At 65.5% G+C, this 24075-nt stretch carries 24 protein-coding genes and 1 pseudogene; 12 read left to right on the forward strand and 13 right to left on the reverse strand.

From position 1 onward, the window contains the following. Positions 1-40: 40 nt before the first annotated feature. A complete protein-coding gene (locus tag CAL18_RS04210) occupies positions 41-1054 on the reverse strand; it encodes an ABC transporter substrate-binding protein (protein ID WP_026640321.1) in 1014 nt (337 codons plus the stop codon). Between the two features lie 87 nt (positions 1055-1141). On the opposite strand from CAL18_RS04210, the gene CAL18_RS04215 reads away from it, so the two are divergent. After that, positions 1142-2302: an FUSC family protein gene (locus CAL18_RS04215; RefSeq protein WP_081745738.1), complete on the forward strand. Its 1161-nt coding sequence runs from the start codon at positions 1142-1144 to the stop codon at positions 2300-2302. On the opposite strand, the gene CAL18_RS04220 is transcribed toward CAL18_RS04215, so the two are convergent. The 10 genes and pseudogenes from CAL18_RS04220 to fdxA form a co-directional block, all read right to left on the reverse strand. Beyond that, positions 2299-3294 carry a branched-chain amino acid ABC transporter permease gene (locus CAL18_RS04220; RefSeq protein WP_094817391.1) on the reverse strand — a complete coding sequence of 332 codons (996 nt, stop codon included), beginning with the start codon at positions 3292-3294 and terminating at the stop codon, positions 2299-2301. The two genes, CAL18_RS04215 and CAL18_RS04220, sit on opposite strands and share 4 nt — an antisense overlap. Beyond that, on the reverse strand, positions 3291-4178 hold the full coding sequence (locus CAL18_RS04225; protein ID WP_026640324.1) for a branched-chain amino acid ABC transporter permease: 888 nt from the start codon (positions 4176-4178) through the stop codon (positions 3291-3293). Before CAL18_RS04225 ends, CAL18_RS04220 begins: the two co-directional genes overlap by 4 nt. 93 nt (positions 4179-4271) lie before the next feature. Then, positions 4272-5486 (reverse strand): ABC transporter substrate-binding protein, encoded by a 1215-nt coding sequence (locus CAL18_RS04230; protein ID WP_094796136.1) that lies wholly within the window; start codon positions 5484-5486, stop codon positions 4272-4274. Positions 5487-5545: 59 nt separating this feature from the next. Then, a complete protein-coding gene (locus CAL18_RS04235) occupies positions 5546-6259 on the reverse strand; it encodes an ABC transporter ATP-binding protein (RefSeq protein ID WP_026640326.1) in 714 nt (237 codons plus the stop codon). Beyond that, positions 6256-7029, reverse strand: a complete 774-nt coding sequence (locus tag CAL18_RS04240; RefSeq protein ID WP_026640327.1) for an ABC transporter ATP-binding protein — start codon at positions 7027-7029, stop codon at positions 6256-6258. Before CAL18_RS04240 ends, CAL18_RS04235 begins: the two co-directional genes overlap by 4 nt. Before the next feature lie 143 nt (positions 7030-7172). Beyond that, positions 7173-7811 carry an endonuclease III gene (gene nth, locus CAL18_RS04245; protein ID WP_026640328.1) on the reverse strand — a complete coding sequence of 213 codons (639 nt, stop codon included), beginning with the start codon at positions 7809-7811 and terminating at the stop codon, positions 7173-7175. Then, positions 7808-8452: pseudogene (rsxB, locus tag CAL18_RS04250) on the reverse strand (electron transport complex subunit RsxB); the annotation flags it as partial. The gene nth and the pseudogene rsxB, both read right to left, overlap by 4 nt. A 39-nt stretch (positions 8453-8491) precedes the next feature. Next, positions 8492-9706 (reverse strand): polyhydroxyalkanoate depolymerase, encoded by a 1215-nt coding sequence (locus CAL18_RS04255; protein WP_094796138.1) that lies wholly within the window; start codon positions 9704-9706, stop codon positions 8492-8494. A gap of 136 nt (positions 9707-9842) precedes the next feature. Beyond that, entirely contained in the window at positions 9843-10640 is a 798-nt protein-coding gene (locus tag CAL18_RS04260) for a ferredoxin--NADP reductase (RefSeq protein ID WP_094817393.1), read from the reverse strand. A 34-nt stretch (positions 10641-10674) separates the two neighbouring features. Next, positions 10675-10998 carry a ferredoxin FdxA gene (fdxA, locus tag CAL18_RS04265; RefSeq protein WP_026640332.1) on the reverse strand — a complete coding sequence of 108 codons (324 nt, stop codon included), beginning with the start codon at positions 10996-10998 and terminating at the stop codon, positions 10675-10677. 175 nt (positions 10999-11173) lie between these two features. Here fdxA and pncB point away from each other — a divergent pair, with 175 nt between their 5' ends. From pncB to CAL18_RS04280, 3 genes are all read left to right on the forward strand, one after another. Next, positions 11174-12349, forward strand: coding sequence for a nicotinate phosphoribosyltransferase (gene pncB, locus CAL18_RS04270; RefSeq protein ID WP_038852463.1), 1176 nt, complete (start codon positions 11174-11176; stop codon positions 12347-12349). 50 nt (positions 12350-12399) lie between these two features. Further along, positions 12400-12753 (forward strand): RidA family protein, encoded by a 354-nt coding sequence (locus tag CAL18_RS04275; protein WP_094796139.1) that lies wholly within the window; start codon positions 12400-12402, stop codon positions 12751-12753. Positions 12754-12898: 145 nt separating this feature from the next. Further along, a complete protein-coding gene (locus CAL18_RS04280; protein WP_038852464.1) occupies positions 12899-13051 on the forward strand; it encodes a DUF3309 domain-containing protein in 153 nt (50 codons plus the stop codon). Positions 13052-13069: 18 nt separating this feature from the next. Here the strand turns inward: CAL18_RS04280 and CAL18_RS04285 are convergent, their stop codons facing one another. Together CAL18_RS04285 and CAL18_RS04290 are read right to left on the reverse strand one after the other, a co-directional pair. After that, positions 13070-13582, reverse strand: a complete 513-nt coding sequence (locus CAL18_RS04285; protein WP_094817394.1) for a flavodoxin family protein — start codon at positions 13580-13582, stop codon at positions 13070-13072. Further along, positions 13579-14436, reverse strand: coding sequence for a zinc-dependent peptidase (locus CAL18_RS04290; protein ID WP_094817395.1), 858 nt, complete (start codon positions 14434-14436; stop codon positions 13579-13581). The genes CAL18_RS04285 and CAL18_RS04290 overlap by 4 nt, the downstream gene beginning before the upstream one ends. Positions 14437-14538: 102 nt before the next feature. Here CAL18_RS04290 and CAL18_RS04295 point away from each other — a divergent pair, with 102 nt between their 5' ends. The 8 genes from CAL18_RS04295 (at position 14539) to CAL18_RS04330 (ending at position 24036) form a co-directional block, all read left to right on the forward strand. Continuing rightward, on the forward strand, positions 14539-16764 hold the full coding sequence (locus CAL18_RS04295) for a RelA/SpoT family protein (protein ID WP_094817396.1): 2226 nt from the start codon (positions 14539-14541) through the stop codon (positions 16762-16764). A 197-nt stretch (positions 16765-16961) separates the two neighbouring features. Continuing rightward, positions 16962-18116, forward strand: coding sequence for an acetylornithine deacetylase (gene argE / locus CAL18_RS04300; protein ID WP_026640338.1), 1155 nt, complete (start codon positions 16962-16964; stop codon positions 18114-18116). A 110-nt stretch (positions 18117-18226) separates the two neighbouring features. After that, positions 18227-19426 carry a tryptophan synthase subunit beta gene (gene trpB, locus CAL18_RS04305; RefSeq protein WP_026640339.1) on the forward strand — a complete coding sequence of 400 codons (1200 nt, stop codon included), beginning with the start codon at positions 18227-18229 and terminating at the stop codon, positions 19424-19426. Positions 19427-19430: 4 nt separating this feature from the next. Then, positions 19431-20291, forward strand: coding sequence for a tryptophan synthase subunit alpha (trpA, locus tag CAL18_RS04310; protein ID WP_026640340.1), 861 nt, complete (start codon positions 19431-19433; stop codon positions 20289-20291). A 35-nt stretch (positions 20292-20326) separates the two neighbouring features. Next, a complete protein-coding gene (accD, locus tag CAL18_RS04315; RefSeq protein ID WP_026640341.1) occupies positions 20327-21202 on the forward strand; it encodes an acetyl-CoA carboxylase, carboxyltransferase subunit beta in 876 nt (291 codons plus the stop codon). Between the two features lie 61 nt (positions 21203-21263). Continuing rightward, a complete protein-coding gene (locus tag CAL18_RS04320; protein ID WP_026640342.1) occupies positions 21264-21809 on the forward strand; it encodes an acyloxyacyl hydrolase in 546 nt (181 codons plus the stop codon). A gap of 1 nt (position 21810) precedes the next feature. Continuing rightward, positions 21811-22692 carry a LysR family transcriptional regulator gene (locus CAL18_RS04325; protein ID WP_026640343.1) on the forward strand — a complete coding sequence of 294 codons (882 nt, stop codon included), beginning with the start codon at positions 21811-21813 and terminating at the stop codon, positions 22690-22692. Positions 22693-23031: 339 nt separating this feature from the next. Continuing rightward, positions 23032-24036: a TRAP transporter substrate-binding protein gene (locus CAL18_RS04330; RefSeq protein WP_094817397.1), complete on the forward strand. Its 1005-nt coding sequence runs from the start codon at positions 23032-23034 to the stop codon at positions 24034-24036. The last annotated feature ends 39 nt before the right edge of the window (positions 24037-24075 follow it).

The following is a 24075-nucleotide window of genomic DNA, read 5'->3' on the forward strand; positions in this document are numbered from 1 at the left end:
CGGCGGGCGCGCTTGCCGCCCGAGCATACACCCGGCCGGCTTACAACTTGGCCTGCACCCGCTCGGCGACATCGGTGGGCACCCATTTCTGCCACACATCGGGATACTTGCGCAGAAAGTACAGGGCCGCGTCCTCGGGCTCGGCGCCTTGGTTTTCCAGCCATCCCAGTGTGTCGTCGATGGCGGCGTCCGGCACGCTGAGTTTTTCGAAGAAGGCGTGCAGCCGCGGGGCCCGTTTGGCGAAATCGGCGTTCAGGCCCGTGACCACCTTATTGGACTTGAATTCGGTAGGCACCGGGTTCGCGCATTGCGGGTCGGTCATGCACCGGTACGCCGCCGCGTCGTAGGGCGGCAGTTCGAGCTTGACCAGATCCAGCGAGCCCACCAGCGCGGTGGGGGTCCAGTAATAGAAAACGATGTCGCGCTTGCGTTTGTAGGCCGACACGATGGCAGCCTTCTGCGCGGCGCCCGAGCCGGGGGCGAACATGGTGTATTCGCCTTCCAGCTGCAGCGCTTTCAGCAGGTTGGCATTGAGGGTGCCGCACGCCCATCCGGCCGGACACCCATAGATGCGGCCGCGCGCGGGATCTTCAGGGTCGGCGAATGTTCTCGCGTAGCGCTTCAGGTCGGCGGCGGTTTTCAGGTCGGGGTGGCGCTCGGCCGTGTAGCGGGGGATATACCAGCCTTCTCCCGCGTCGAATACATGCCCGGCCGCGAGGACCTTGCCCGATTTCAAGGCTTTTTCCCAGGCCACTTCGATCTGCCCCGGCCAGACCTCGGGCGTGACTTCCACGTCGCCCCGTTGCAGCGCCGCCAGCATGGCGAGCGTTTCGCCGATTTCGACGGAGGTGTCGCAGCCGTACCCATGCTCGACGACGAAGCGCTCGATGCCGGCCAGTACCAGGTTGGATTCCCAGTTCAGGCCGCTGAAGCGTACCGGGGTGTCGACTTCGCATTGCGCGGCGGCGGCCGCGCCGGCGGGCGACATGCACCACAGCGCAGTGGCCGCGACCAGGGCCGACAGGACTCGCAAGAGGGGGGGCTTCTTATGCATCGGCAGTCTCCGTAACAGTGGAAGGGGCGGGCCAGGGCGCCGCGAGCCATCCAGTATCATAAAGATAAAGCCCCCATTTTTTTTCCCATGCCCCGCAGATTGTTTCCACAGGCGAGCAGGACGCGGCGGCGTCGCCGCGCCGGGCGAAGCGCCGCGCGGCTGACCTCGCGCCGCGCGTCAGCGCGCCACCTGCTGCATGCCGGCCAGCTGCGCGACAGCCTGGCGCTGACCGCGCCGCCATCGCCGCGCACGGCCGTCATCGCCGGCATGCAGGCCGCCGTGGCCGTGCTGCTGGCGCTCGCCACCACGCACCTGTCGCCCTGGCCGCATCTGGTGGGCTTTCCGGCGCTGGGCGCGCTGGCGGCGCTGTTCGGGCGCTACGCCACACTGCATCGCCGCCGCCGGATTGTGCTGGTGTGCGGAACGATGCTGACGGTGTGCGTGCTGCTGCCTTCGCTGGCCTCGCTGGCCGGCGCGACGCCTGAGCAGTTGATCCTGGTGCTTGCCATAATGGCCGGAGCCGTATCGCTGGCCGTGTCGCGCTGGGCGCTCGGCGGCCCGGGCGCCGTCATCTTCGTATTCGCCATTGGCGCTGTGCTGGCGCCGGCAGGCAGCTGGCAGGAGGTGGGGGCGCGCACGCTGGGCGCCGCCTGGGGCGCGCTGCTGGCCTGGACAGTGTGCGCGCTGACCGACAGGTTGCGGCCCGGCGGCGCAGACGGCGCGCCGCCTACCGCGGCCGCGCCGCTGGCATACGAGCTGGCCGCAGCGGGGCGCATCACCATCGGGGCGGGCGCCGCGGCGTTTGTTGCCCATGCGGCCGGGTGGAACTACCCCGCGTGGGCTGCCATAGGAGCCGTCGCAGTCATGCAGGGCGGTCACCTGCACATCACCATGAACCGCGCGCTGCAGCGCATGGCCGGCACGGTGGTGGGCGCCTGCATCGTATGGGCGATTCTGGCGCAGCAGCCGTCGTTCTGGGCGGTGGTGCTGGCCATTGTGGTGTTCCAGTTCGTCACCGAGGTCATCATCGGCTTCAACTATGCGCTGGGGCAGATCACGGTGACGCCGATGGCATTGTTGATGACTCACCTGGCCTCGCCGGTGGCGCATGCCGACATGCCTGTGGAGCGCGTGCTGGACACGATGGTGGGCGCCGTGCTGGGCATCGCTCTGGCGCTGGTGTTTTCGTCGCTGGATGAACGCCGCCAACTTGCGCGTTGGCGGCGTCGGCGAGCGCGGCGCCGCTAGGCCGCGCCGGCTTGCGGCCTGGCGCGGCGCCGCGCCAGGAATGCCTGCCACTCGCCCACGATGCCGCGGCGGAAAGCCAGCACGCAGATGATGAAGATCAGGCCGATGACGATGGTGACCGATTCTCCCAGGCGCAGGAACCAGCTGTTGCCGGTAAGTTCGGCCATGAAGCGGCCGAAATCGCCCACTTTGTTTTCAAGCAGCACCACAATGAACGCGCCGAGTATCGGGCCCACCAGCGTTCCCATGCCGCCGATCAGGGTCATCAGGATCACCAGGCCGGACATCTGCCAGGTGGCGTCCGACAGCGTGGCCGACACAAACACCAGCGTCTTGGCCGAGCCCGCCAGCCCCGCGATGGCAGCCGACAGCACGAAAGCCATCAGCTTGAAGCGGTCGACGTCGTAACCCAGCGACAGGGCGCGCGGTTCGTTCTCGCGCAACGCCTTCAATACCTGGCCGAACGGCGAATTCACCGTGCGCCAGATAATGAAGAAGCCGATGGCAAACAGCGCCATGACCAGGTAGTACAGATTCAGGTCGTCGCGCAGATCGATGACGCCGAACAGGGTGCCGCGCGGCACGCGCTGCAGGCCATCTTCGCCGCCGGTGAAGGGCGCCTGCAGGAAAAAGAAAAACACCATCTGCGCCAGCGCCAGCGTGATCATGGCGAAGTAGATGCCGCTGCGGCGTATGGCCAGCAGCCCCATCACGAAGCCCAGCGCGGCGGCGACCGCGGCGCCGAACAGCAGGCCCAGCTCGGTGGGAAACCCCCATATCTTGAGCGCGTGGCCCGTGGCGTAGGCGGCGCTGCCCAGGAACGCCGCGTGCCCGAACGACAGCAGGCCGGTAAAGCCCAGCAGCAGGTTGAAGGCGCACGCAAAAAGGGCGTAGCACATGACCTTCATGGCGAAGATGGGGTACACGCCCAAGTACGGCAGCAGGGCCACGATAATGGCCGCCGCCGTGTAGCCGAGCAGTTGTCGATTCATTTCACTTTCCCGAAGAGTCCGGCGGGGCGCAGCAACAGCACGATGGCCATGATGATGAAGACGACGGTGCTGGACGCCTCTGGCCAGAACACCTTGGTCAGCCCTTCAATGACGCCCAGGCCCAGGCCGGTCAGGATGGCCCCCAGGATCGACCCCATGCCGCCGATCACCACCACGGCAAACACCACGATGATCAGGTTCGAGCCCATCAGCGGCGAAATCTGCAGAACGGGCGCGGCAAGCACGCCGGCAAAGCCGGCCAGCGCCACCCCGAAGCCATAGGTCAGGGTCACCATGCGAGGAACGTTCACGCCGAAGGCTTCGACCAGCCGCGGGTTTTCGGTGCCTGCCCGCAGCAGGGCGCCCAGGCGCGTGCGCTCGATGATGAACCAGGTGGCCAGGCACACGGTGATGGAAGCCACCACCACCCAGGCGCGGTAGTTGGGCAGGATCATGAAGCCCAGGTTGGTTGCGCCGCGCAGTGCGTCGGGGGTGGGATACGGTTGCCCCGATACGCCATACACGCTGCGGAACAGGCCCTCGATCAGCAGCGTCAGCCCGAAGGTCAGCAGCAGGCCGTATAAATGGTCGAGCTTGTACAGGTGCCGCAGCAGCAGCTTCTCGATGATGATGCCGAACAGGCCCACCACCAGTGGAGCCAGGATCAGCATCACCCAATAGTTCAGTCCCAGGTACGAGAGCCCCATCCAGGCCACGAACGCGCCCAGCATGTACAACGAGCCATGGGCGAAATTGATGACGTTCAGCAGTCCGAAGATAACCGCCAGACCCAGCGAAAGCATGGCGTAGAACGACCCATTGACCAGCCCGAGCAGCAGCTGCCCGAGCAAGGCCTGTATGGGTATGCCAAATAAGAGAGTCATGTTGAAAGAATCCTGCGCGTTCGGGTAGAGGCGTGTCTCTCGCGGCGGCGCCCGGCCTGATGGGCCCGGGCGCGCCGCAGGTCGTGAAGCGGATTACTTCTTGATGAGCTTGCAGGTGGACTCTTCCGGCTGGGTGAACACGTCTTCGCCCGGCAGCTTGGCCACGACCTTGTAGTAGTCCCAGGGGCCCTTGGACTCCTGCGGAGTCTTCACCTGCATCAGGTACATTTCATGCACCATGCGGCCATCGGGGCGGATGTAGCCGTCTTTGGCGTAGAAGTCGTTGATCTTGTTCGACTTCATCCATTTCATGAGCGCATCGCCATCGTCGGTGCCGGTAGCCTTCACGCCGTTCAGGTAGAACGCCACGGCCGAATAGTCGGCAGCCTGCAGGCTGGACGGCTTGCGCTTGACCTTGGCTTCGAATTTTTCGCTCCAGGCGCGCGCTTCCGGGCTCTGGTTCCAGTACCAGCTGTCGGTCAGGTACATGTTCTGCGTAGCCTGCAGGCCCAGCGAATGGATGTCGTTGATGAAGATGAGCAGCCCGGCCATCTTCATGGTCTGCGTGACGCCGAATTCGTTGGCGGCCTTGATGGAGTTGATCGTGTCGCCGCCGGCGTTGGCCAGGCCCAGGATCTGCGCGCCGGAGGCCTGCGCCTGCAGCAGGAACGACGAAAAATCGGACGTCGCCAGCGGCGCGCGCACCGTACCCTTGACTTCCCCGCCGGCTTTCTTGACCACGGCGATGGTGTCCCGCTCCAGCGCGTGGCCGAAGGCGTAGTCGGCCGTCAGGAAGAACCAGGTCTTGCCGCCGTCTTTCACCACCGCCGAGCCGGTGCCGCGCGCCAGCGCCACGGTGTCATAGGCATAGTGCACCGTGTAGGGCGTGCATTGGGCATTGGTCAGGTCCGACGCGCCCGCGCCGATGGAGATGAAGGGTCTTTTCTTTTCGGCCGCGACCGCCGCCATGGCGAGGTTGGTGGCCGAGTTGGTGCCGCCCACCAGCAGGTCCAGGCCTTCCTGGTCGAACCATTCGCGGGCACGGCTGGAAGCAATGTCGGCCTTGTTCTGGTGGTCGGCGGTGACAAGCTCGATCTTCTTGCCATTGATTTCGCCGCCCGCATCGGCTATTGCCATGCGGATCGCTTCCACTCCGGCAGGCCCGTCGATATCGGAATACACGCCGGACATGTCTGTAATGAAACCGATGCGGATGACATCGCCGGAGATGCCTTGCGCCTGGGCGGGTAGCCCTGCAAATCCCAGGCCGGCCAGGGCCAGTGCGGCAGGAATGTGATGCAGCTTCATGGGATGACTCCTTTGCTTCTCTCTTTGGGGGGCCGCGAAGGCGGCGGATGACAGGCTTTCTAGACGCCCAACAGTTCGTTGAGCGTGTCCTGTTTCTGTTGAAGCTCGTCGGCCTTGAAGTGCTCGACGATCTGGCCGTGTTCCATGACGTAGAAGCGGTCAGACAATGGCGCGGCGAAGCGGAAGTTCTGCTCGACCATGACGATGGTATAGCCGCGCTGTTTCAGTGTTGTGATCATGCGCGCCAGCGCCTGCACGATGACTGGCGCCAGGCCTTCGGATATTTCGTCCAGCAGCAACAGGTTGGCGCCGGTGCGCAGGATGCGCGCCACCGCCAGCATCTGCTGTTCGCCGCCCGACAGGCGTGTGCCGGGCGAGTTGCGGCGTTCGTGCAGGTTGGGGAACATGTCGTAGATTTCGGCCAGCGACATGCCGCCACCCAGTGCTCCGCCCACGGCCGGCGGCAGCAGCAGGTTTTCTTCGCACGACAGGCTCGCGAAAATGCCGCGTTCTTCGGGGCAATAGCCCACGCCCAGATGCGCGATTCTGAAGGTGGGCAGGCCGATCGCCTCGGTGCCATGGATGCGCACCGAGCCCTTGCGCGTGCCGGTCAGGCCCAGCACGGCGCGCAACGTGGTGGTGCGCCCCGCGCCGTTACGGCCGAGCAGCGTGACGACCTCGCCCTGGCTGACGGTCATGTCCACGCCGTGCAGGATATGCGATTCTCCGTACCAGGCCTGCAGGCCCGAAATTTCGAGGGCGGGAGTGCTCATGCGTGCGCTCCTTCCAGTTCCCCTTCAGTCGTGCCCATGTAGGCCTGCATGACGGCAGGATGGCGCGACACTTCGGCATAAGTGCCTTCCGCCAGCACCGCGCCGCGCGCCAGCACGGTGATGGTATCGGCGATAGACGACACGACATTCATATTGTGTTCAACCATCAGGATGGTGCGGCCCTGGCTGACGCGCTTGATCAACTGCGTGACGCGATCGACGTCTTCGTGGCCCATGCCCTGCGTGGGTTCGTCGAGCAGCATCAGCTCGGGTTCCATGGCCAGCGTCGTGGCGATTTCAAGGGCGCGCTTGCGCCCGTACGGAAGGTTGATGGTGACCTCGTCGGCAAAGCCGCCCAGGTCGACCAGTTCCAGCAGTTCCAGCGCTTTGGGGTTGAGCCTGGACAGGCCTTTTTCGCTGCGCCAGAAGTGGAACGACTGGCCTGTCTTGCGCTGCAGGCCGATGCGTACATTTTCCAGTACGGTCAGGTGCGGGAACACCGCCGAGATCTGGAACGAGCGGATGATGCCGCGCCGCGCGATCTGCGCAGGACGTTCGCGGGTGATGTCGTGGCCGTTGAAGAAGATCTGGCCCGACGTAGGCGCCAGGAACTTCGTGAGCAAGTTGAAACACGTGGTCTTGCCGGCGCCGTTGGGGCCGATCAGCGCGTGAATCTGGCCGCGCCTGACGCGTAGATTGACATCATTGACGGCGACAAAGCCGAGAAATTCCTTGGTAAGGCCTTTTGTCTCCAGGATAACGTCATCCATTTTCACGGCACCGGCGCTGGTTTTTTATAGGGTTGCCGGCGAGTATGAGGAGGTATCCCCCAAAATTCCATGAGGGTTTCTCATAAGTCATTCGCACTATGTGCCCAGATTGTCGGCCAGCCGACATTGTGGGCCATGAACCCTTATGCCGACAGGGTTTTCGCCTTGTACTCGCACAAGTCGGCAATGCCGCACTGCGGGCATTTGGGCTTGCGCGCCACGCAGATGTAGCGGCCGTGCAGGATCAGCCAGTGGTGCGCGTCCTGGCGGTATTCGGGCGGCACGAGTTTCTCGAGCCTGAGCTCGACTTCGAGCACATTCTTGCCGGGCGCGATGCCCGTGCGGTTGGACACGCGGAAGATGTGCGTATCGACTGCCATCGTGGGTTGTCCGAAGGCGGTGTTGAGCACGACGTTCGCCGTCTTGCGTCCCACGCCGGGCAGGGCTTCGAGTTCTTCGCGCGTCTGCGGCACCTGGCCGCCGTGGCGCTCGATAAGCAGCCGGCAGGTCGCAATGGCGTTCTTGGCCTTGGTGCGATACAGGCCGATGGTCTTGATGTATTCGGCCAGCCCTTCTTCGCCCAGCGCCAGCATGCCTTCAGGCGTGCCGTGGGCGGGAAAGAACTTGCGCGTCGCCAGGTTCACTGACTTGTCGGTGGCCTGCGCCGACAACAGCACCGCAATCAACAGTTGAAAGGGCGTGTCGTATTCGAGTTCGGTGGTGGGGCTGGGGTTGGCCGCCTGCAGGCGGGCGAAGATGGCGCGTCGTTTGGCGGCGTTCATGGACTCGATGCGTTGCGTCGGGCCCGGGCGCGTGCCAGGGCGGATTCAATGGCGGCCCGCTTGCGGGCGTCATCTTGCGGGGACGCCGATGGCCGGGGCTCGACAGGCGTGTCGGCGCTGGCGGCCATCAGGCGGGCGTTGTCTGCAGTTTCGCGCGCCAGCCGCGCCTGACGCGCCTCGTGCCGCTGGCGGCTGGCCGCGGCGTCGGCCGGCGTCCACTCGCGCCGGGCAGGCACCATCTCGATACAGTCGACCGGGCAGGGTGCAACGCACAGATCGCAACCGGTGCACCAGTCGGCCAGCACGGTATGCATGCGCTTGTTCGCGCCGACGATGGCGTCTACCGGACAGGCGCGGATGCAAAGCGTGCAGCCGATGCAGTGCACCTCGTCGATGCGCGCAACCATGAGCGGACCGGGCGCGCCGCGTGCGGTGTCCAGCGGCAGCGCGGCGGTATCGAGCAGCGCCGCCAGCGCGGCGATGCCGGCGTCACCGCCGGGCGGGCAGCGGTTGATCGGGGCGGAGCCATCGGCGATGGCGTGCGCGTAAGGCCGGCAGCCGTCGTATCCGCACTTGGTGCACTGGGTCTGGGGCAGCAGTGCATCGATGCGGTCGGCTAGGGAAGAACAGGACATGGCGGAAAAGACAGCAGCGGGGCCGCAAGGGCCCGCGCGCCAGCACTAGCACTGGCGAATGAATTCCGCGATTTTAGGACAGATCATCTCGCGCCAGCGCCGGCCCGCAAAAATGCCGTAGTGGCCGCAGCCGGGCGCCGTGTAGTGCTGCTTGCGCGCCGCGGGAATGCCGCGGCACAGATCGATGGCCGCGCGCGTCTGGCCCTGACCGGAAATATCGTCGAGCTCGCCTTCGATGGTGAACAAGGCCACCTTCTTGATGTCGGCCGGTCGCACGGGCCGGCCATCTACGCGCCAGGTGCCGTTGGGCAGCTGGAATTCCTGGAACACCACGCGGATGGTGTCCAGGTAGAACTCGGCGGGCATGTCCAGCACCGCGTTGTATTCATCGTAGAACCGCCGGTGCGCTTGCGCGTCGCTGTCGTCGCCGCGCAGCAGGTCCAGGTAGAAGTCGTAATGCGAGCGCAGGTGGCGGTCGGGGTTCATGGCGACGAACCCCGCGTGCTGCAGGAACCCCGGATACACGCGCCGGCCCGCGCCCGGGTAGCGCGCCGGCACCGTGTCGATCAGCTGCGACTCGAACCACGAGTGCGGCTTGGTGGTGGCCAGGCGGTTGACCTGCGTGGGCGACTGGCGGGGATCGATAGGGCCGCCCATCATCACCATGCTGCGGGGCTGGTGCGGATCGTTTTCCGACGCCATCAGCGCGATGGCCGCCAGAACGGGCACGGTGGGCTGGCAGACCGAGATCACATGCACGTCGGGCCCCAGGTAGCGGATGAACTCCTGGATGTAGCGCACGTAGTCGTCCAGGTGGAACCGGCCTTGCGATACAGGCACCATGCGCGCATCGAGCCAGTCGGTCACGTAGACGTCGTGCGCCGGCAGCAGGGCCCGCACCGTATCGCGCAACAGGGTGGCGTGGTGGCCCGACAGGGGCGCCACCAGCAGCACGCGCGGGTCGGTGCGGCGTGCGGCGCGTTCGAAGTGCAGCAGGCGGCAGAAAGGCTTTTCGATGGCCGCCGTTTCCGTCACACGTACCGTGCGGTTATCGATGCGGGTAGTGGGAAGGTTCCAGGCCGGCTTCTGGTATTCCTTTCCCAACCGGTGCATCAGCTCACAGCTGGCAGCCAGTTGCCGCGACAGCGGCGTGTACGCCAGTGGGCTGAACGGGCTCGAAAACAACTGCGAGCTGGCGTCGGTGAAAGCCGCCAGCGGGGTCAGGAAGGCGCGCTGTAGTTCGTGCAGGTGATACAGCATAGGGGCAGGATCCCGGACTGGAAGGGTCGGTTTATTACGGACGCGTGTAAGGATATATCCAAACTGTCTTGGAAACCGGTGCCAATCGGGCCGATTGTGTTGCGAAAATGCGACCCGCCGGCCGATGCCGGCAGGCCTACCAGTAGTTTTCGACGGCCAGATTGCCGGGGGTGCCGCGGCGGCCGGGCTTGAAACCGCGCTCGCCCAGCAGCTTGCGTGCGTCGGCCAGCATCGCGGGGTTGCCGCAGAGCATGACCTTGGCGCGCTCGGGGTCGAGCGCGGCGCCCGCCGCTTGTTCGAGCCGGCCATCGGCAATGAGCGTGGTCAGGCGCGCCTGCGGCGCGCCAGGCAATGCCTCGCGCGTGGCGATGGGCAGGTACACCAGTTTGCGGGGATCCTGCTGGAAAAAAGGGGCGAAACCGGGCCGGCCCTGCCATGCCAGGATCTCGTCGCGGTAGGCCAGTTCGGCCGCCGTGCGCACCCCGTGGACCAGAATGATGCGCTCGAACGAATGCCAGGTAGCCGGGTCGCGCAGAATGGACAGGTAGGCCGACAGGCCGGTGCCCGTGGCCAGCAGCCAGAGGTCGCCGCCGGGGGGAAAGCGGTCGATGGTCAGGAACCCGAACGGGTTCTTTTCGATATAGAGCGGGTCGCCCACCTGCAGGCGCGCCATGCGCGGGCTGAACAGGCCTTCGGGCACGACGATGGAATAGAACTCCAGTCCCGGTTCGTGCGGAGCCGACACCATGGAATAGGCGCGCCACAGGGTGGGCGCGGCATCGGGCGTGTCGGCTTCGGGCAGGCCCACGCGGGCGAATTGCCCGGCCTTGAAGTCGAAGGACGGATCGCGCGTGACACGCACCGAGAACAGCTTGTCCGGAACCCAGGTGTGGACGTGGGTGACGGTTTGGCGCGTGTATTTGGTATCGGTCATCAAGGGCAGGGCGGTCGCGCTGCAGCCGCAGCCGCTAGCGCTCCAGGTGTTGCAGTTTGTCCGGCACGCCGTTCCAGTCGTCGGCTTCGGGCAGCGGTTTCTTGGCGCGGCTGATGGGCGCGAATTCCGGGGTCAGTTCGGCGTTGAGCGCGATGAACTGCACCTGGTCGGCCGGCACGTCTTCTTCGGCGTAAATGGCGTTGGCCGGGCATTCGGGGATGCACACGGCGCAATCGATGCATTCGTCAGGGTCGATGACCAGGAAGTTCGGACCTTCGCGGAAACAGTCCACGGGGCACACGTCGACACAATCGGTGTACTTGCATTTGATACAGTTTTCGGTAACGACGTGGGTCATTCAGGACTCCGGCAAGCGACAGCTTTGACTTTTTCAGGATTTTACCCAATGCGGGGGGCTGGGGCGACCATAACCCTGGGAACGGTAGTGGCGGCAGCGGCACGGACTGACGCGCTGCTTGTGCTATGGTGTGACGAAACGTGTGGCGCCGGAGCGGCGCCCGTATCGCGCCATCATGATAATCACTTCGCTGCTCGACACTGACCTGTACAAGTTCTCAATGATGCAAGTGGTATTGCATCATTTTCCCGCTGCCCAGGTCGAGTACCGGTACAAGTGCCGTACCCCAGGCATCAACTTGCGACCCTATCTCGACGAGATCCGGGACGAAGTGCACGCATTGTGCCAGTTGCGCTTCACAGACGAAGAATTGCAGTACCTGGGAAATTTGCGCTTTATCAAAAGCGACTTCGTTGATTTCCTGCGTCTGTTCCATCTGCCCGAACGATGCATACACATCGGCGAGGGCGAGTCGCCCGGCGAAATCTCCATCACCGTCCAGGGGCCGTGGCTGCATACGATCCTGTTCGAGATCCCGGTGCTGGCCATCGTCAATGAGGTCTATTTCCGCAACACGCGCCGCGATCCGAACTGGGCAGAAGGGCGCCATCGCCTGCAGTCCAAGATGAACCTGGTGCTCGACGATCCGGCCCTGGCGGATTTCCGCGTTGCCGAGTACGGCACCCGCCGCCGGTTCTCGAAGATATGGCACGAAGAAATCGTGTCCACCATGAAGGCCCGCATGGGCCAGCACTTTGCCGGCACCAGCAATGTGCTGCTGGCCATGAAGCACAACGTGCTGCCCCTGGGCACCATGGGACACGAATACCTGCAGGCCTGCCAGGCGCTCGGCCCGCGGCTGCGCGATTCGCAGGTGTTCGCGCTGGAAGTGTGGGCCAAGGAATATCGCGGCGACCTGGGCATTGCACTGTCCGACGTGTACGGCATGGACGCCTTCCTGCGCGATTTCGATATGTACTTCTGCAAGCTGTTCGACGGCGCGCGGCACGATTCGGGCGACCCCTTCGTGTGGGGCGAACGGCTGCTGGACCACTACCGCAAAAACCGCGTCGACCCGCGCGCCAAGACGCTGGTGTTTTCGGATTCGCTGACCTTTCCGCGCGCGATCGAACTGGCCAGGCAGTTTGCCGGCCGCTGCAAAGTGTCGTTCGGCATAGGCACCAACCTGACCAACGACCTGGGCCACGAGCCACTGCAGATCGTGATGAAGATGGTGCGGTGCAACGGCCAGCCCGTGGCCAAGGTGTCCGACGCACCCGAGAAAACCATGTGCGACGATCCCGCCTATCTGGCCTACCTGCGACAGGTCTTCCAGCTGCCGCCGGCCTGATGCGGCCCGGCGGCGCAATTTTCAACAACGTCTCTATTCAGGGGATTTCAATGAGCAGTATCCGACGCGTCAACGTGGAAAAACGGTTGTCCGACATGGCTGTGTATAACGGTGTGGCGTACCTGGCCGGCCAGGTGCCCGACGACGCCACGCTGGACATGGCGGGCCAGACCCGCCAGGTGCTGGCGACCATCGATCGCCTGCTGGCCGAGGCCGGCACCGACAAGACCAAGATCCTGATGGCGCAGATTTTCGTGGCCAATATGAAAGAGTTCGACGCCATGAACCAGGCCTGGGACGAGTGGGTGGCGGCGGGCAATTCGCCTCCGCGCGCGACGGTGGAAGCCCGGCTGGCCAACCCAGACTACAAAGTCGAGATCGTGGTGACCGCGGCGGTGAACTGACGTCCCGCCCACCAGCGCTGCGAAAACCCCGGCACGGCCGGGGTTTTTTTTACGGGCGGTGGGGCCAGGCATAGGCCGGGCACGGCGCTTGCAGAGGGGCGGCGGGCGGCGACCGGGCCGCTATGACAACCACAAGGAGCACGCTATGGGCACTATTTTGCTGATCCTCCTGATCCTGCTGCTGATCGGCGCCTTTCCTGCCTGGCCGTACAGCCGGGGCTGGGGCTACTATCCCAGCGGCCTGCTGGGCATCGTCGTGATCGTGTTGATCGTCATGCTGCTTACCGGCCGGCTATAGCATCGGGTTGCTATAGCATCAGGTTTCGCCCGCAAGCAGGGTGGCGGCCAGCAGCCCGCCCAGCCCTGCGCTGCGGGCGAGCGCCGCTTCCGGCACGACCTTGGGGGCCAGGATGGCCTGCGGCGTCTGCGCACCGTTACGTTCGATGAGCGGGGGGCAGGCTGCACGCAGCCTCCAGCCGGTGCAGATGCGCTCGGTTTGCCGGGCCGCTGCGGCGCCATCGGTGCCGGCGCTGATGGCCAGCCCGTACGGGCGTCCGGCTATCCGGTCGAGCACGGGGTAGTAGCAGCGGTCGAAGAATTCTTTCATTTCGCCGCTGAGCCCGCCCAGGTTTTCGGGTGCGCAGAACAGCAAGCCGTCGGCCTGCAGCACATGGGTGGACTCCACATTGCGAGCGCGCCGCAAACTGACCTGCAGGCGGTCGCGCAATCCCAGCTCGCGGGCCGCCGCGCGTGCGCCGCTGGCCATGCTTGCCGCCATCTGTCGCGCCGCGCCGGTGCGCGAGTGCCAGACGATCAGCAGCCGTTTCATGGCAGCCCCGCCGGGGCAACGTGCGCCAGGCGCGCCAGGGGGTCCTGGCGATAGTAGGCGCGCAGCAGCTCGAACCATTCGGGCAAGGCGCGGGCCAGCGGCTCGGGGTCCACAAAGAAATGTTCCGAACTGACGGCAAAAAACTCGGCTTCGTCCGTGGCCGCGTACGGGTCCAGCGGCAACTGGCCATACCAGGGGTCGGCGTCGGGGCTCTCGGGGTCGATATGGCCGGGAATCGCGGACTCGATGGCATCCAGCGCCTCGGTGAAGCGGTCCAGCGATGTTTCCAGAATGTGCTGCCAGGTGCGCGGCGACAGGTCCGGGTGGGCCGCAAGCGACGGCATGCCGTCGGCGTGCCCCGACGCCAGGTCGAGCTTGTGCGCGAACTCGTGGATGACGACATTAAAGGCGCCTTCGCGAGGCAGGGCGTCGGCCCACGAAAGAATCACCGGCCCGCCGTCCCAGGCTTCTCCCGCCGCGGCTTCATCGTATTCGTGCACCACCCCCGCATCGTCCAGGTGTACCCGCCGAATGGAAAAACCTTCGGGATATACGATGATCTCGTCCCATCCTTCGTACAGGGTGGGCGACAGATTCAGGATGGGCAGCGCGGCCTGGGCGCCGATCGACAGGCGCATGAAGCCGTCGGGCTCCAGCCCCCGCGCACCGTTGAGGTTCTTGCTTGCCAGCAGCCAGGCGGCGCGCGCCAGCAGCTGTTCGCGCTCGTCCGCGTCCAGCGCGGCCAGGAAAGGATGCGCCTGCAATACCCGGCTCCACAGCCCGGGCTCAATGCGGTCGCGCACCTGCGCAACCTCCGAAGCAGAGGCGCCGCGGCCCTTCAGCCATCGCAACATAACTATGGGTTCCTTCATCATGCCGGCCGCGCGCGTCGCAGCCTTTGCGCTTAGTGTAGAGTGTAGGAAAATCCTGCTATTTTCCGGCCAGCTTCGTGCGCGATGTCCGTAACTACTCATACCGATACGTTCTCGCCGTTCGACGATTCCTGGCGTGAGACGGCCGGCGCCGGGCTCGAGCCCGATGCGCTGCAGCAGATCGACAGCGCGGTAGCCTGGGCCACGCCGCAGTTCGCAGGCCAGTTCACCCCCACCGGTGAGCCCGTGGCGTGCCACGCGGCCGGCGCGGTGCGCATCCTGGCGGGCCTGCAGACCGACGCGGCCACGCGCGTGGCCGCGTTGCTGGCCACCTTGCCGGTCGACCTCGCGCAGCCCGCCCCGCCGTTGCGCAACGACCCCATCGCCGCCGAATTCGGCAGCGAGATCGCACGCCTGGTGCAGGGCGCACGCGCGCTGCTGCGCCTGGGCATGGTGGCGCGGCATGCCAGCGACAGCGAGGCCGACAGCGTCGACCAGAAAGAAATGCAGCGCAAGATGCTGCTGGCCATGGCGGCCGACCTGCGCATTGTGCTGATGCGCCTGGCCTCGCGCCTGCAGACGCTGCGCTGGCATGCCGAGTCCAGAAAACCCTGCGCGCCGGCCTTCGCCCAGGAAACCCTCGACCTGTATACCCCACTGGCCAACCGCCTGGGCATCTGGCAGATCAAGTGGGAAATGGAAGACCTGGCGTTCCGTTTCCTGGAGCCCGGCCGGTATAAGCAGATTGCGCGGCTGCTCGAAGAAAAGCGGGTGGAACGCGAAGCCTTTATCGCCAACGCCATCGAGCAGGTGCAGGCGGCGCTGGCCAAAGCGGGCATCGCCGCCGAGGTCAGCGGGCGGCCCAAGCACATCTACAGCATCTGGAACAAGATGCGCCTGAAGGGCCTGGAATTCGCGCAGCTTTATGACCTGCGCGCGCTGCGCATCATCGTCGACGATGTGCGGGCCTGCTATACGGCGCTGGGCCTGGTGCACGATATGTGGACGCCCCTGGCCGACGAATTCGACGACTATATATCCCGCCCCAAGCCCAACGGCTACCGGTCGCTGCATACGGTGGTGACCGATGCGGACGGCCGGCCTTTCGAAGTGCAGATCCGCACGCGCGGCATGCACGAGTTTGCCGAGTACGGCATGGCGGCGCACTGGCGCTACAAAGAAGCGGGCGCCAAGGGCGGGCAGGTGGCCGCATCCAGCGACTACGATCGCCAGCTGTCCTGGATGCGCCAGCTGCTGGCCTGGAATGCCGACGTGGAAACGGGGGGCAAACAGCCCATGCCCAGCCGTGCGCCGCGCGACGAGCGCATCTACGTCCTGACGCCGCAGGCGCGTGTCATCGAGCTGCCTGCCGGCGCCACGCCGGTGGACTTCGCCTATCACCTGCACACCGACCTGGGCCACCGCTGCCGCGGCGCACGCGTAGATGGCCAGATGGTCCAGCTGCAGACACAGCTGGCCACGGGCCAGACCGTCGAAATCATTGCCGCCAAGTCCGGCGGGCCGTCGCGCGACTGGCTCAATCCCCAGCTCGGCTTTCTGGCCAGCCCCCGGGCGCGCGCCAAAGTCCGCATGTGGTTCAACGCCATCGAGCTGCAGCAGCGGATCACCGCCGGGCAGGCGCTGGTTGAAAAAGAACTGCAGCGGCTGGGCAAGACGGCGGTCAACCTCGAACAATTGGCCCAGAGCCTGGGCTTTGCGCGCGCGGATGACCTGTACGTGGCTGCCGCCAAGGACGAGTTCAGCCTGCGGCAGATCGACGCCGTGTTCCAGCAGCCGGCGCCCGCACCCGAACCCGACGCGGCCGACCTGGCCAATGCGCACAGCGCCGACAGCGCGGCCCGCAGCGGCAAGAGCGGCGTGCTGGTGGTGGGCGTGGATTCGCTGTTGACGCAGCTGGCGCGCTGCTGCCGCCCGGCGCCGCCGGACGAAATCGCCGGCTTCGTGACGCGTGGCAGGGGGGTTTCCATTCATCGCACAGGCTGCCGCAGCTACCAGGCGCTGGCGGCGCGCGAACCGGAACGGGTCATCGACGTAGCGTGGGGCGAAACCTCCGAAACCTTTTATCCGGTCGACATCAGTGTGCGGGCGCATGACCGCTCGGGGCTGCTGCGCGACCTGTCGGAAGTGTTCGCCCGGCTCAGGCTGAACGTCGTCGGCGTCAACACCCAGAGCCGCCAGTCGCTGGCGCACATGATCTTCACGGTGGAAGTGCGCGGCGGCGAGTCGCTGGGCAAAGCCATGGCGGCGCTGTCGGAAGTGCAGGGCGTGATCTCGGCGGCTCGGAACTAGGTTATCGGGTTTGTCTCGATGGACGGTGTCTGACACCCTACGGGAGTCAGACACCACGGCGATCTTTGTCAGACCTCGCCGGCGCCAGGCACATTCCGCTGGTGTCTGACTCCCGTAGGGTGTCAGACACCTTCACCCCTGGAGGGCGGGCGACATTCTGTCCTACACTCAGCGTTTTACCCGTGGGGATTCATGACATGGATACGCGTACGTGGCTGCAAACCCTGGTCGGTATTGACACCACCAGCCGGAATTCCAACCTGGGCCTGATCGAGACCGTGCGCGACAGCTTGAAATCCCAGGGGGTGACAGCGTGGCTGGCCCACAATCCCGATGGCAGCAAGGCCAACCTGTTTGCCACCCTGCCGGCCAGCGACGGCGGCGAACAGGGCGGCATCGTCCTGTCGGGCCATACCGACGTGGTGCCCGTCGACGGGCAGGACTGGTCCACCGACCCGTTCAGCCTGGCCGAGGCAGATGGTCGCCTGTACGGGCGCGGCGCGTGCGACATGAAGGGGTTCATCGCCGCATCCCTGGCGCTGGTGCCCGAATTCCTGGCCATGCCGCGCAAAAAGCCCATCCACCTGGCGTTTTCCTATGACGAAGAGGTGGGCTGCGTGGGCGCGCCGGTCATGCTGGCAGAGCTGCGCGACCGGGGCATCCGGCCCGACGGCTGCGTGGTGGGCGAGCCCACCGGCATGCAGGTGGTGGTGGCGCACAAGGGTATCAACCTGTTCAATTGCTGCGTCCAGGGCAGGGCGGCGCATTCGTCGCTGACCCCCCGCGGCTGCAACGCCATCGAGTATGCGGCCCGCCTGATCTGCCGCATCCGCGAACTGGCCGACGCTTTCAAGGCGCAAGGGCCCTACGACGAGTTCTACGACGTGCCGTATTCCACCCTGACCACCAACCTGATCCAGGGCGGCATCGCGGTCAATACCATTCCCGAGCATTGCGAATTCACCTACGAGTTCCGCAACCTGCCGGGCATGCCCGCCGACTCCATACAGGCCGAAGTCGAGCGCTATGTGCAGGAAACGCTGTTGCCGGCCATGCGCGCCGAGTACGAAGGCGCACGCATAGATATCACGACCGGCGCCATGGCGCCCGGCATGGACGCCTCGGAAGAGGCTGCCATTACCCAATTGGTGCGCGCCCTGACCAACGACCGCGCCACCCGCAAAGTGGCGTACGGAACCGAGGCCGGCCTGTTCCACAACCTGGGCGTGCCCACGGTGGTGTGCGGCCCGGGCCATATCGAGCAGGCGCACAAGGCCGACGAATATGTCGCCCTGGACCAGCTGGCCGACTGCGAGAAGTTCCTGCGCCGCCTGGGCCAGTCGCTGGCGTAGCGGCATTCTCCGCCGGCGCGGGGGCGCAGGCCATGCGCTCGGGTAAAATGTCGGGTTGCGAAGCGGGCTTCGCGGCAAACGGCCGTTTGCCGCCGGCCCAGGAGAAACTGGTGAATTCTTACGACCTTCCGGATGCCCAGGGCCATTTCGGCCAGTATGGCGGCGTGTTCGTCGCCGAAACGCTGATGCACGCGCTTGCCGAACTGCGTACCGCTTACGACCGGTGCCGGCTCGACCCCAAGTTCATCGAGGCCTTCAACTACGAACTCAAGCACTTCGTCGGGCGGCCCAGCCCCGTGTACCATGCCGAGCGCTGGTCGCGCGAACTGGGCGGCGCGCAGATCTGGTTCAAGCGCGAAGACCTCAACCATACGGGCGCGCACAAGGTCAATAACTGCATTGGCCAGGCGCTGCTGGCCCGCCACATGGGCAAGCCGCGCGTCATCGCCGAGACCGGCGCGGGCCAGCATGGCGTTGCCACGGCCACGGTCGCGGCCCGCTATGGCATGGAATGCGTGGTGTACATGGGCAGTGAAGACGTGCGGCGCCAGGCGTCCAATGTCTATCGGATGAAGCTGCTGGGCGCCACCGTGGTGCCGGTGGAGTCCGGGTCGCGCACCCTGAAAGACGCGCTCAACGAAGCCATGCGCGACTGGGTCACCAACATCGAAAACACGTTCTATATCATCGGCACGGTGGCCGGGCCGGACCCGTACCCCCGCATGGTGCGCGATTTCCAGACCGTCATCGGCAACGAATGCCTTGAGCAAATGCCGCAAGACGCGGGTCGCCAGCCCGACTACGTGGTGGCGTCGGTGGGCGGCGGTTCGAATGCCATGGGCATTTTCTACCCCTATATTCCCTATGAGCAGGTGCAGCTGGTGGGCGTCGAGGCCGCCGGCGAAGGGCTGTCCAGCGGCCGCCATGCGGCGTCGCTGGCCGCGGGCCAGGTGGGCGTGCTGCACGGCAACCGCACGTACGTCATCCAGGACGCCGACGGCCAGGTGCAGGAAACCCATTCGGTGTCGGCCGGGCTCGACTATCCCGGCGTGGGCCCCGAACACGCCTGGCTGAAAGACAGCGGCCGCGCCCAGTACGTGGGCATTACCGACGAAGAAGCCCTGGCCGCTTTCCACGATTGCTGCCGCATCGAAGGCATCATGCCCGCGCTGGAATCGTCGCATGCCATTGCCCAGGCCGTGAAAATGGCGCCCACGTTGCCGCGCGACAAGATCATCCTGGTCAATCTGTCCGGCCGCGGCGACAAAGACATGCATACCGTCGCCGAGCGCGCGGGCATCCAGTTCTGACACCATGACAACCCCCAACGATCGCATTGCGGCGGCGTTTTCCAGGGTGGCCGAATCCGGCCGCTCAGCCGCGCTCATCCCTTATATCGCCGCCGGCGACCCATCCCCCGAGACCACCGTGCCCCTGATGCACGCGCTGGTGCAGGCCGGCGCCGATATCGTCGAGCTGGGCGTGCCGTTTTCCGACCCGATGGCCGACGGGCCGGTCATCCAGCGAGCCGCCGAGCGCGCCATCGCACAGGGCGTGGGCCTGCGTCGGGTGCTCGACCTGGTGGCCCAGTTCCGCCTTGATGACAGCGCCACCCCCGTGGTGCTGATGGGCTACGCCAACCCCATCGAACGCATGGGCCAGCAAGAATTCGCGAACGCCGCCCAGGCGGCCGGCGTGGATGGCGTGCTGGTGGTCGACTATCCGCCCGAAGAAGTCGACGAATTCGCCGCGCAACTCAACGCCCGCGGCATTGCGCCCATTTTCCTGCTGGCGCCCACTTCGACCGAAGCGCGCATCCGGGCCATTGCCGGCATCGCGCGGGGCTACGTGTATTACGTGTCGCTCAAGGGCGTCACGGGCTCGGGCAGCCTCGACACTGCCGACGTCGCCGCCCGCCTGGCCCAGATCCGCCGCCATGTCAGCATTCCGGTGGGCGTGGGCTTCGGCATCCGGGACGCCGCCAGTGCGCAGAACATCGCGCGCGCCGCCGATGCGGTGGTCATCGGCAGCAAGCTTATCGAAACCATGGAGCAGGCGACCGCCGCCGCGCCCGCAGGCAAGCAAACCGAGGCCGCCGTGGCCGCCGCCAGCCAGTGGCTGGCCGGCATCCGGCAGGCGCTCGATCAAATCAAACGAGGCAATCCGCCGGCCTGAAGCCGCCGCGCGATGCCCACAACGGAAGAACGACCATGAGCTGGATCGAAAAACTCCTGCCGCCCCGCATCAACAAAACCAACGACAGCGGCGCACGCCGCGTACCCGAGGGCCTGTGGGTCAAGTGTCCGTCTTGCGAATCGGTGCTGTACAGCGAAGATCTCGCCGCCAATCTGCATGTGTGCCCCAAGTGCGACCATCACATGCGCATCGGCTCGCGCGCCCGCCTGGACTCGCTGCTGGACGTAGAAGGGCGCATCGAGATCGGCCAGAACACCCGATCGGTCGACTCGCTCAAGTTCAAGGACACCCGCAAGTATCCCGAGCGCGTCCAGGAAGCCATGAAGCAAACCGGCGAAACCGACGCGCTGGTGGTCATGAGCGGCTCGATCCGCGGCGTGCCGGCGGTGGTGGCATGTTTCGAGTTCGAGTTCATGGGCGGCTCCATGGGTTCGGTCGTCGGCGAGCGATTCGCGCGCGGCGCGCAGGCGGCCCTGGACAACAAGACGCCTTTCATCTGCGTGGCGGCGTCCGGCGGCGCCCGCATGCAGGAAAGCCTGCTGTCGCTGATGCAAATGGCCAAGACCAACGCCATGCTGACGCGCCTGTCGGCCGCGGGGCTGCCTTTCATCAGCGTGCTGACCGATCCCACCATGGGCGGGGTGTCGGCCAGCTTTGCGTTCATGGGCGACGTGGTCATTGCCGAACCCAAGGCCCTGATCGGTTTTGCCGGCCCTCGCGTCATCGAGCAGACCGTGCGCGAAAAGCTGCCCGAAGGCTTCCAGCGTGCCGAATTCCTGTTGCAGAAAGGCGCCATCGACATGGTGGTCGACCGGCGTCAACTGCGTGAAGAAATTGCCCGCCTGCTGGCGTTGCTGACCGACCAACCGGCCGATGTGGTCGCTGCCTGAGGCGCGGCGACAGGGAAAATTCTGCTATGTTTACTGGTGCGTCGAAAACACAGGAGCATTCATGCTGAATTGCAATAATAAAAAGCTGCGGGCGGCTCTGGCCGCGCTCTCGTTCGCCGGCCTGGCAGGCGCGGCGCAGGCCCAGGAAACCACGCAAGGCGGCATCGGCCTGCATTACGGCGTGGGCGAGCATTACCAGCGCGCCGAACTCGTGTACGAGACGCCGGGCCTGCAGCTCTACAAGTTTGGCGGCAACTGGGGGCGGATCGATCTTACCGGCGAATTCGGCGCGGCCTATTGGTGGGCCAGCGGATCGCGTTCGCCCAGCAGCGTCTGGCAGTTCAACGCCATCCCCATGTTCCGCTGGTGGATGACCGACCGCTTCTACGTCGAAGCCGGCATCGGCGCCACGGCGTTCACCAGCACCAAGTTCGCCGACGAAAAAATCAGTACCGCATTCCAGTTCGGCGACCACCTGGGCCTGGGCTTCATGATCACCCCCAACAACCGGCTCGGGCTGCGCTATTCCCACTTTTCGAATGCCAGCATCAAGCGCCCCAACCCGGGCCTGGACGTGGTGCAGCTGACGTATACGTACCAGTTCTGATGTGCTGCCTGATCTCACCTCGCTTGCCTTGCTGCGACACGCGGTAGAAAGCCGCAGCCTGTCCAAAGCCGCCGACCGCATGCACATCACGCTGTCGGCGGCCAGCCGGCGCATTTCGCTGCTGGAACACCAGTTTGGCATCGAGTTTTTTGGGCGCCCCCCTGGCGGCGGCATCGAGCCCACGCCCGCAGGCATCATCGTGGCGCGGGGCATCGACAAGGTGCTGCAGGAAGTCGAGCGCATGCAGCAGGAACTGGCCGAATACGTGGGCGGCATCCGCGGCAGCGTGCGGCTGTTCGTCAACACCACTGCCATGGCGCAAGGCCTGCCGCAAGAGCTCGCGCGCTTCAGCACGTCGCGCCCGCACATCAAGATCGAAGTGCGCGAACGGCGCAGCGCCGACATCCCCACCTTCATCCGCGAGGGCGCGGGCGACATCGGCATCGTAATGGAAGGCGCGGCCGTCGAAGGCCTGCAGGTATACGACTACAAGGTCGACCGGCTTTGCATCATAGTGCCGTACGACCACCCCCTGCGCGCCGAACGCGTGGCGTTCCAGGATCTGCTGGACTACGACTTCATCGGCCTGGACACCAATGCCCTGCAGACCGAGCGCATGCTGTCGGCCGCCACGGTGCACGGCAAGAACCTGAAACTGCGCGCGCAGACGCAGAGCTTCGAGGCCCTGTGCCGCATGGTAGAGGCGGGCATGGGTGTCGGCATGCTGTCCGGCGCCGCGGCAAGCAGCTATGTGCCCAGCCTGCGCATTCGCATGATCCACGTGACCGACCCGTGGGCCGAACGCAAGATCCTGCTCTGCGCGCGGCGCGCCGAACTGGATGCGCCGGCGCAGGAACTGCTGTCTTTCCTGGTCCAGCAATAAGGGTTTGCCCGCCACTGGCGCGCCAAGCGTGCACGCCGCTGCAGGCGCCCGCTGCACGCGCCCGCTGCGCCCCTTCGAATATCGCTAAGCGCGATTGACCAAATGGCACTTGTCGGCCGTTTTGCCGTCGATATACTGCTTGCAACGGCAACGATCCGGCAGGCGCCGCGATAGCCCTTAAAGCCGCGCCCGTGGCACCGTGCGGCGGGGCCGGCCGCGGCGAATCGGCAGTTGCACCCCTCGGCCGGGCGTGCGCTTTCTCACGACATAGTTTCCCAGGCAAGGCTTGATCCCTGCCGGCCGCTTGTCGTGCCTACAAAACGAAAACAAGGAGGAGTCATGAAGTTCTTTTCTATTCTGGCATTGTCCGCCGCGGCTGCGCTGGCCAGCCATGCGGCCCATGCGCAGGAATACCGGTTCCGCTTTTCCGCCGATTCGGCCACGACGAACATCAAGGTGCAGGCGTACCAGAAGTGGGCCGACCTGGCCAAGGAAAAATCGGGCGGACGCATTGCCATCCGCGTGTATCCGAGCGCCCAGCTCTATAACGACGTGAACGTCATTCCCGCCGTGTCGTCCGGTACGGTGGACATGGGCGCGCCGCCCAGCGGCTTGCTGACCGCTGTCGTGCCCGAGGCCGCGGTGTTCGAGCTGCCGTCTATGTGGGGCATTACGTATGACCAGTACCGCCGCATGCTCGGCGGCGACTTCGGACGCGAGCTCGGCAAGAAGTTCGAAGACAAGCTGGGCGTGAAGATCCTGGGCTACTACAACATGGGCGCCTGGGTGTGGGGCACCACGCGCAAGTCCTCGCTGATCCAGGCCCCGGCCGATTTTGCCGACAAGAAAATCCGCGTGGTGGGCAACCCCCTCGTGGAGCAGACGTTCAAGGCCATGGGCGCGCAGCCGGTGCAGATGGCCTGGCCCGAAGTGCCCACGGCGCTGTTGCAGGGCGTCATCGACGGGCTGGAAACCACCATGTCCGGGCTCGATTCCGTCAAGGGCTGGGAACTGGTGGGCAACCTGACGTACGCCAACCACAAGTACACCCCCTACGTGGTGATCATGAACCAGCGCGCCTGGAACAAGCTTCCGCCCGACCTGCAGCAGGTGATGCTCGACACGCTGGAAGAATCGGTGCGCTGGCAGGACACGGAACTGGAGCGTATCAATGCGGCCGCCATCGAGCGGTTCCGCGAGAAGGGCGTGCAGGTGAAGGTTCTGCAGCCGGCCGATGTTCGCGCGTTTGCGCAGTCGGCGGGCAAGGCCGAGCCGGCCTTTGTGCAGTCTGCCAAGCTCGAGCAGGCGGCCGCGCTGGCGCGCGCCAGCGCCGGCCTGCAATAAGCCTAACGACGGCGCGGCGCCCCGGCGGGCGCCGCTTAC

This window comes from Bordetella genomosp. 7 (assembly GCF_002261415.1).
GTDB lineage: Bacteria > Pseudomonadota > Gammaproteobacteria > Burkholderiales > Burkholderiaceae_B > Bordetella_A.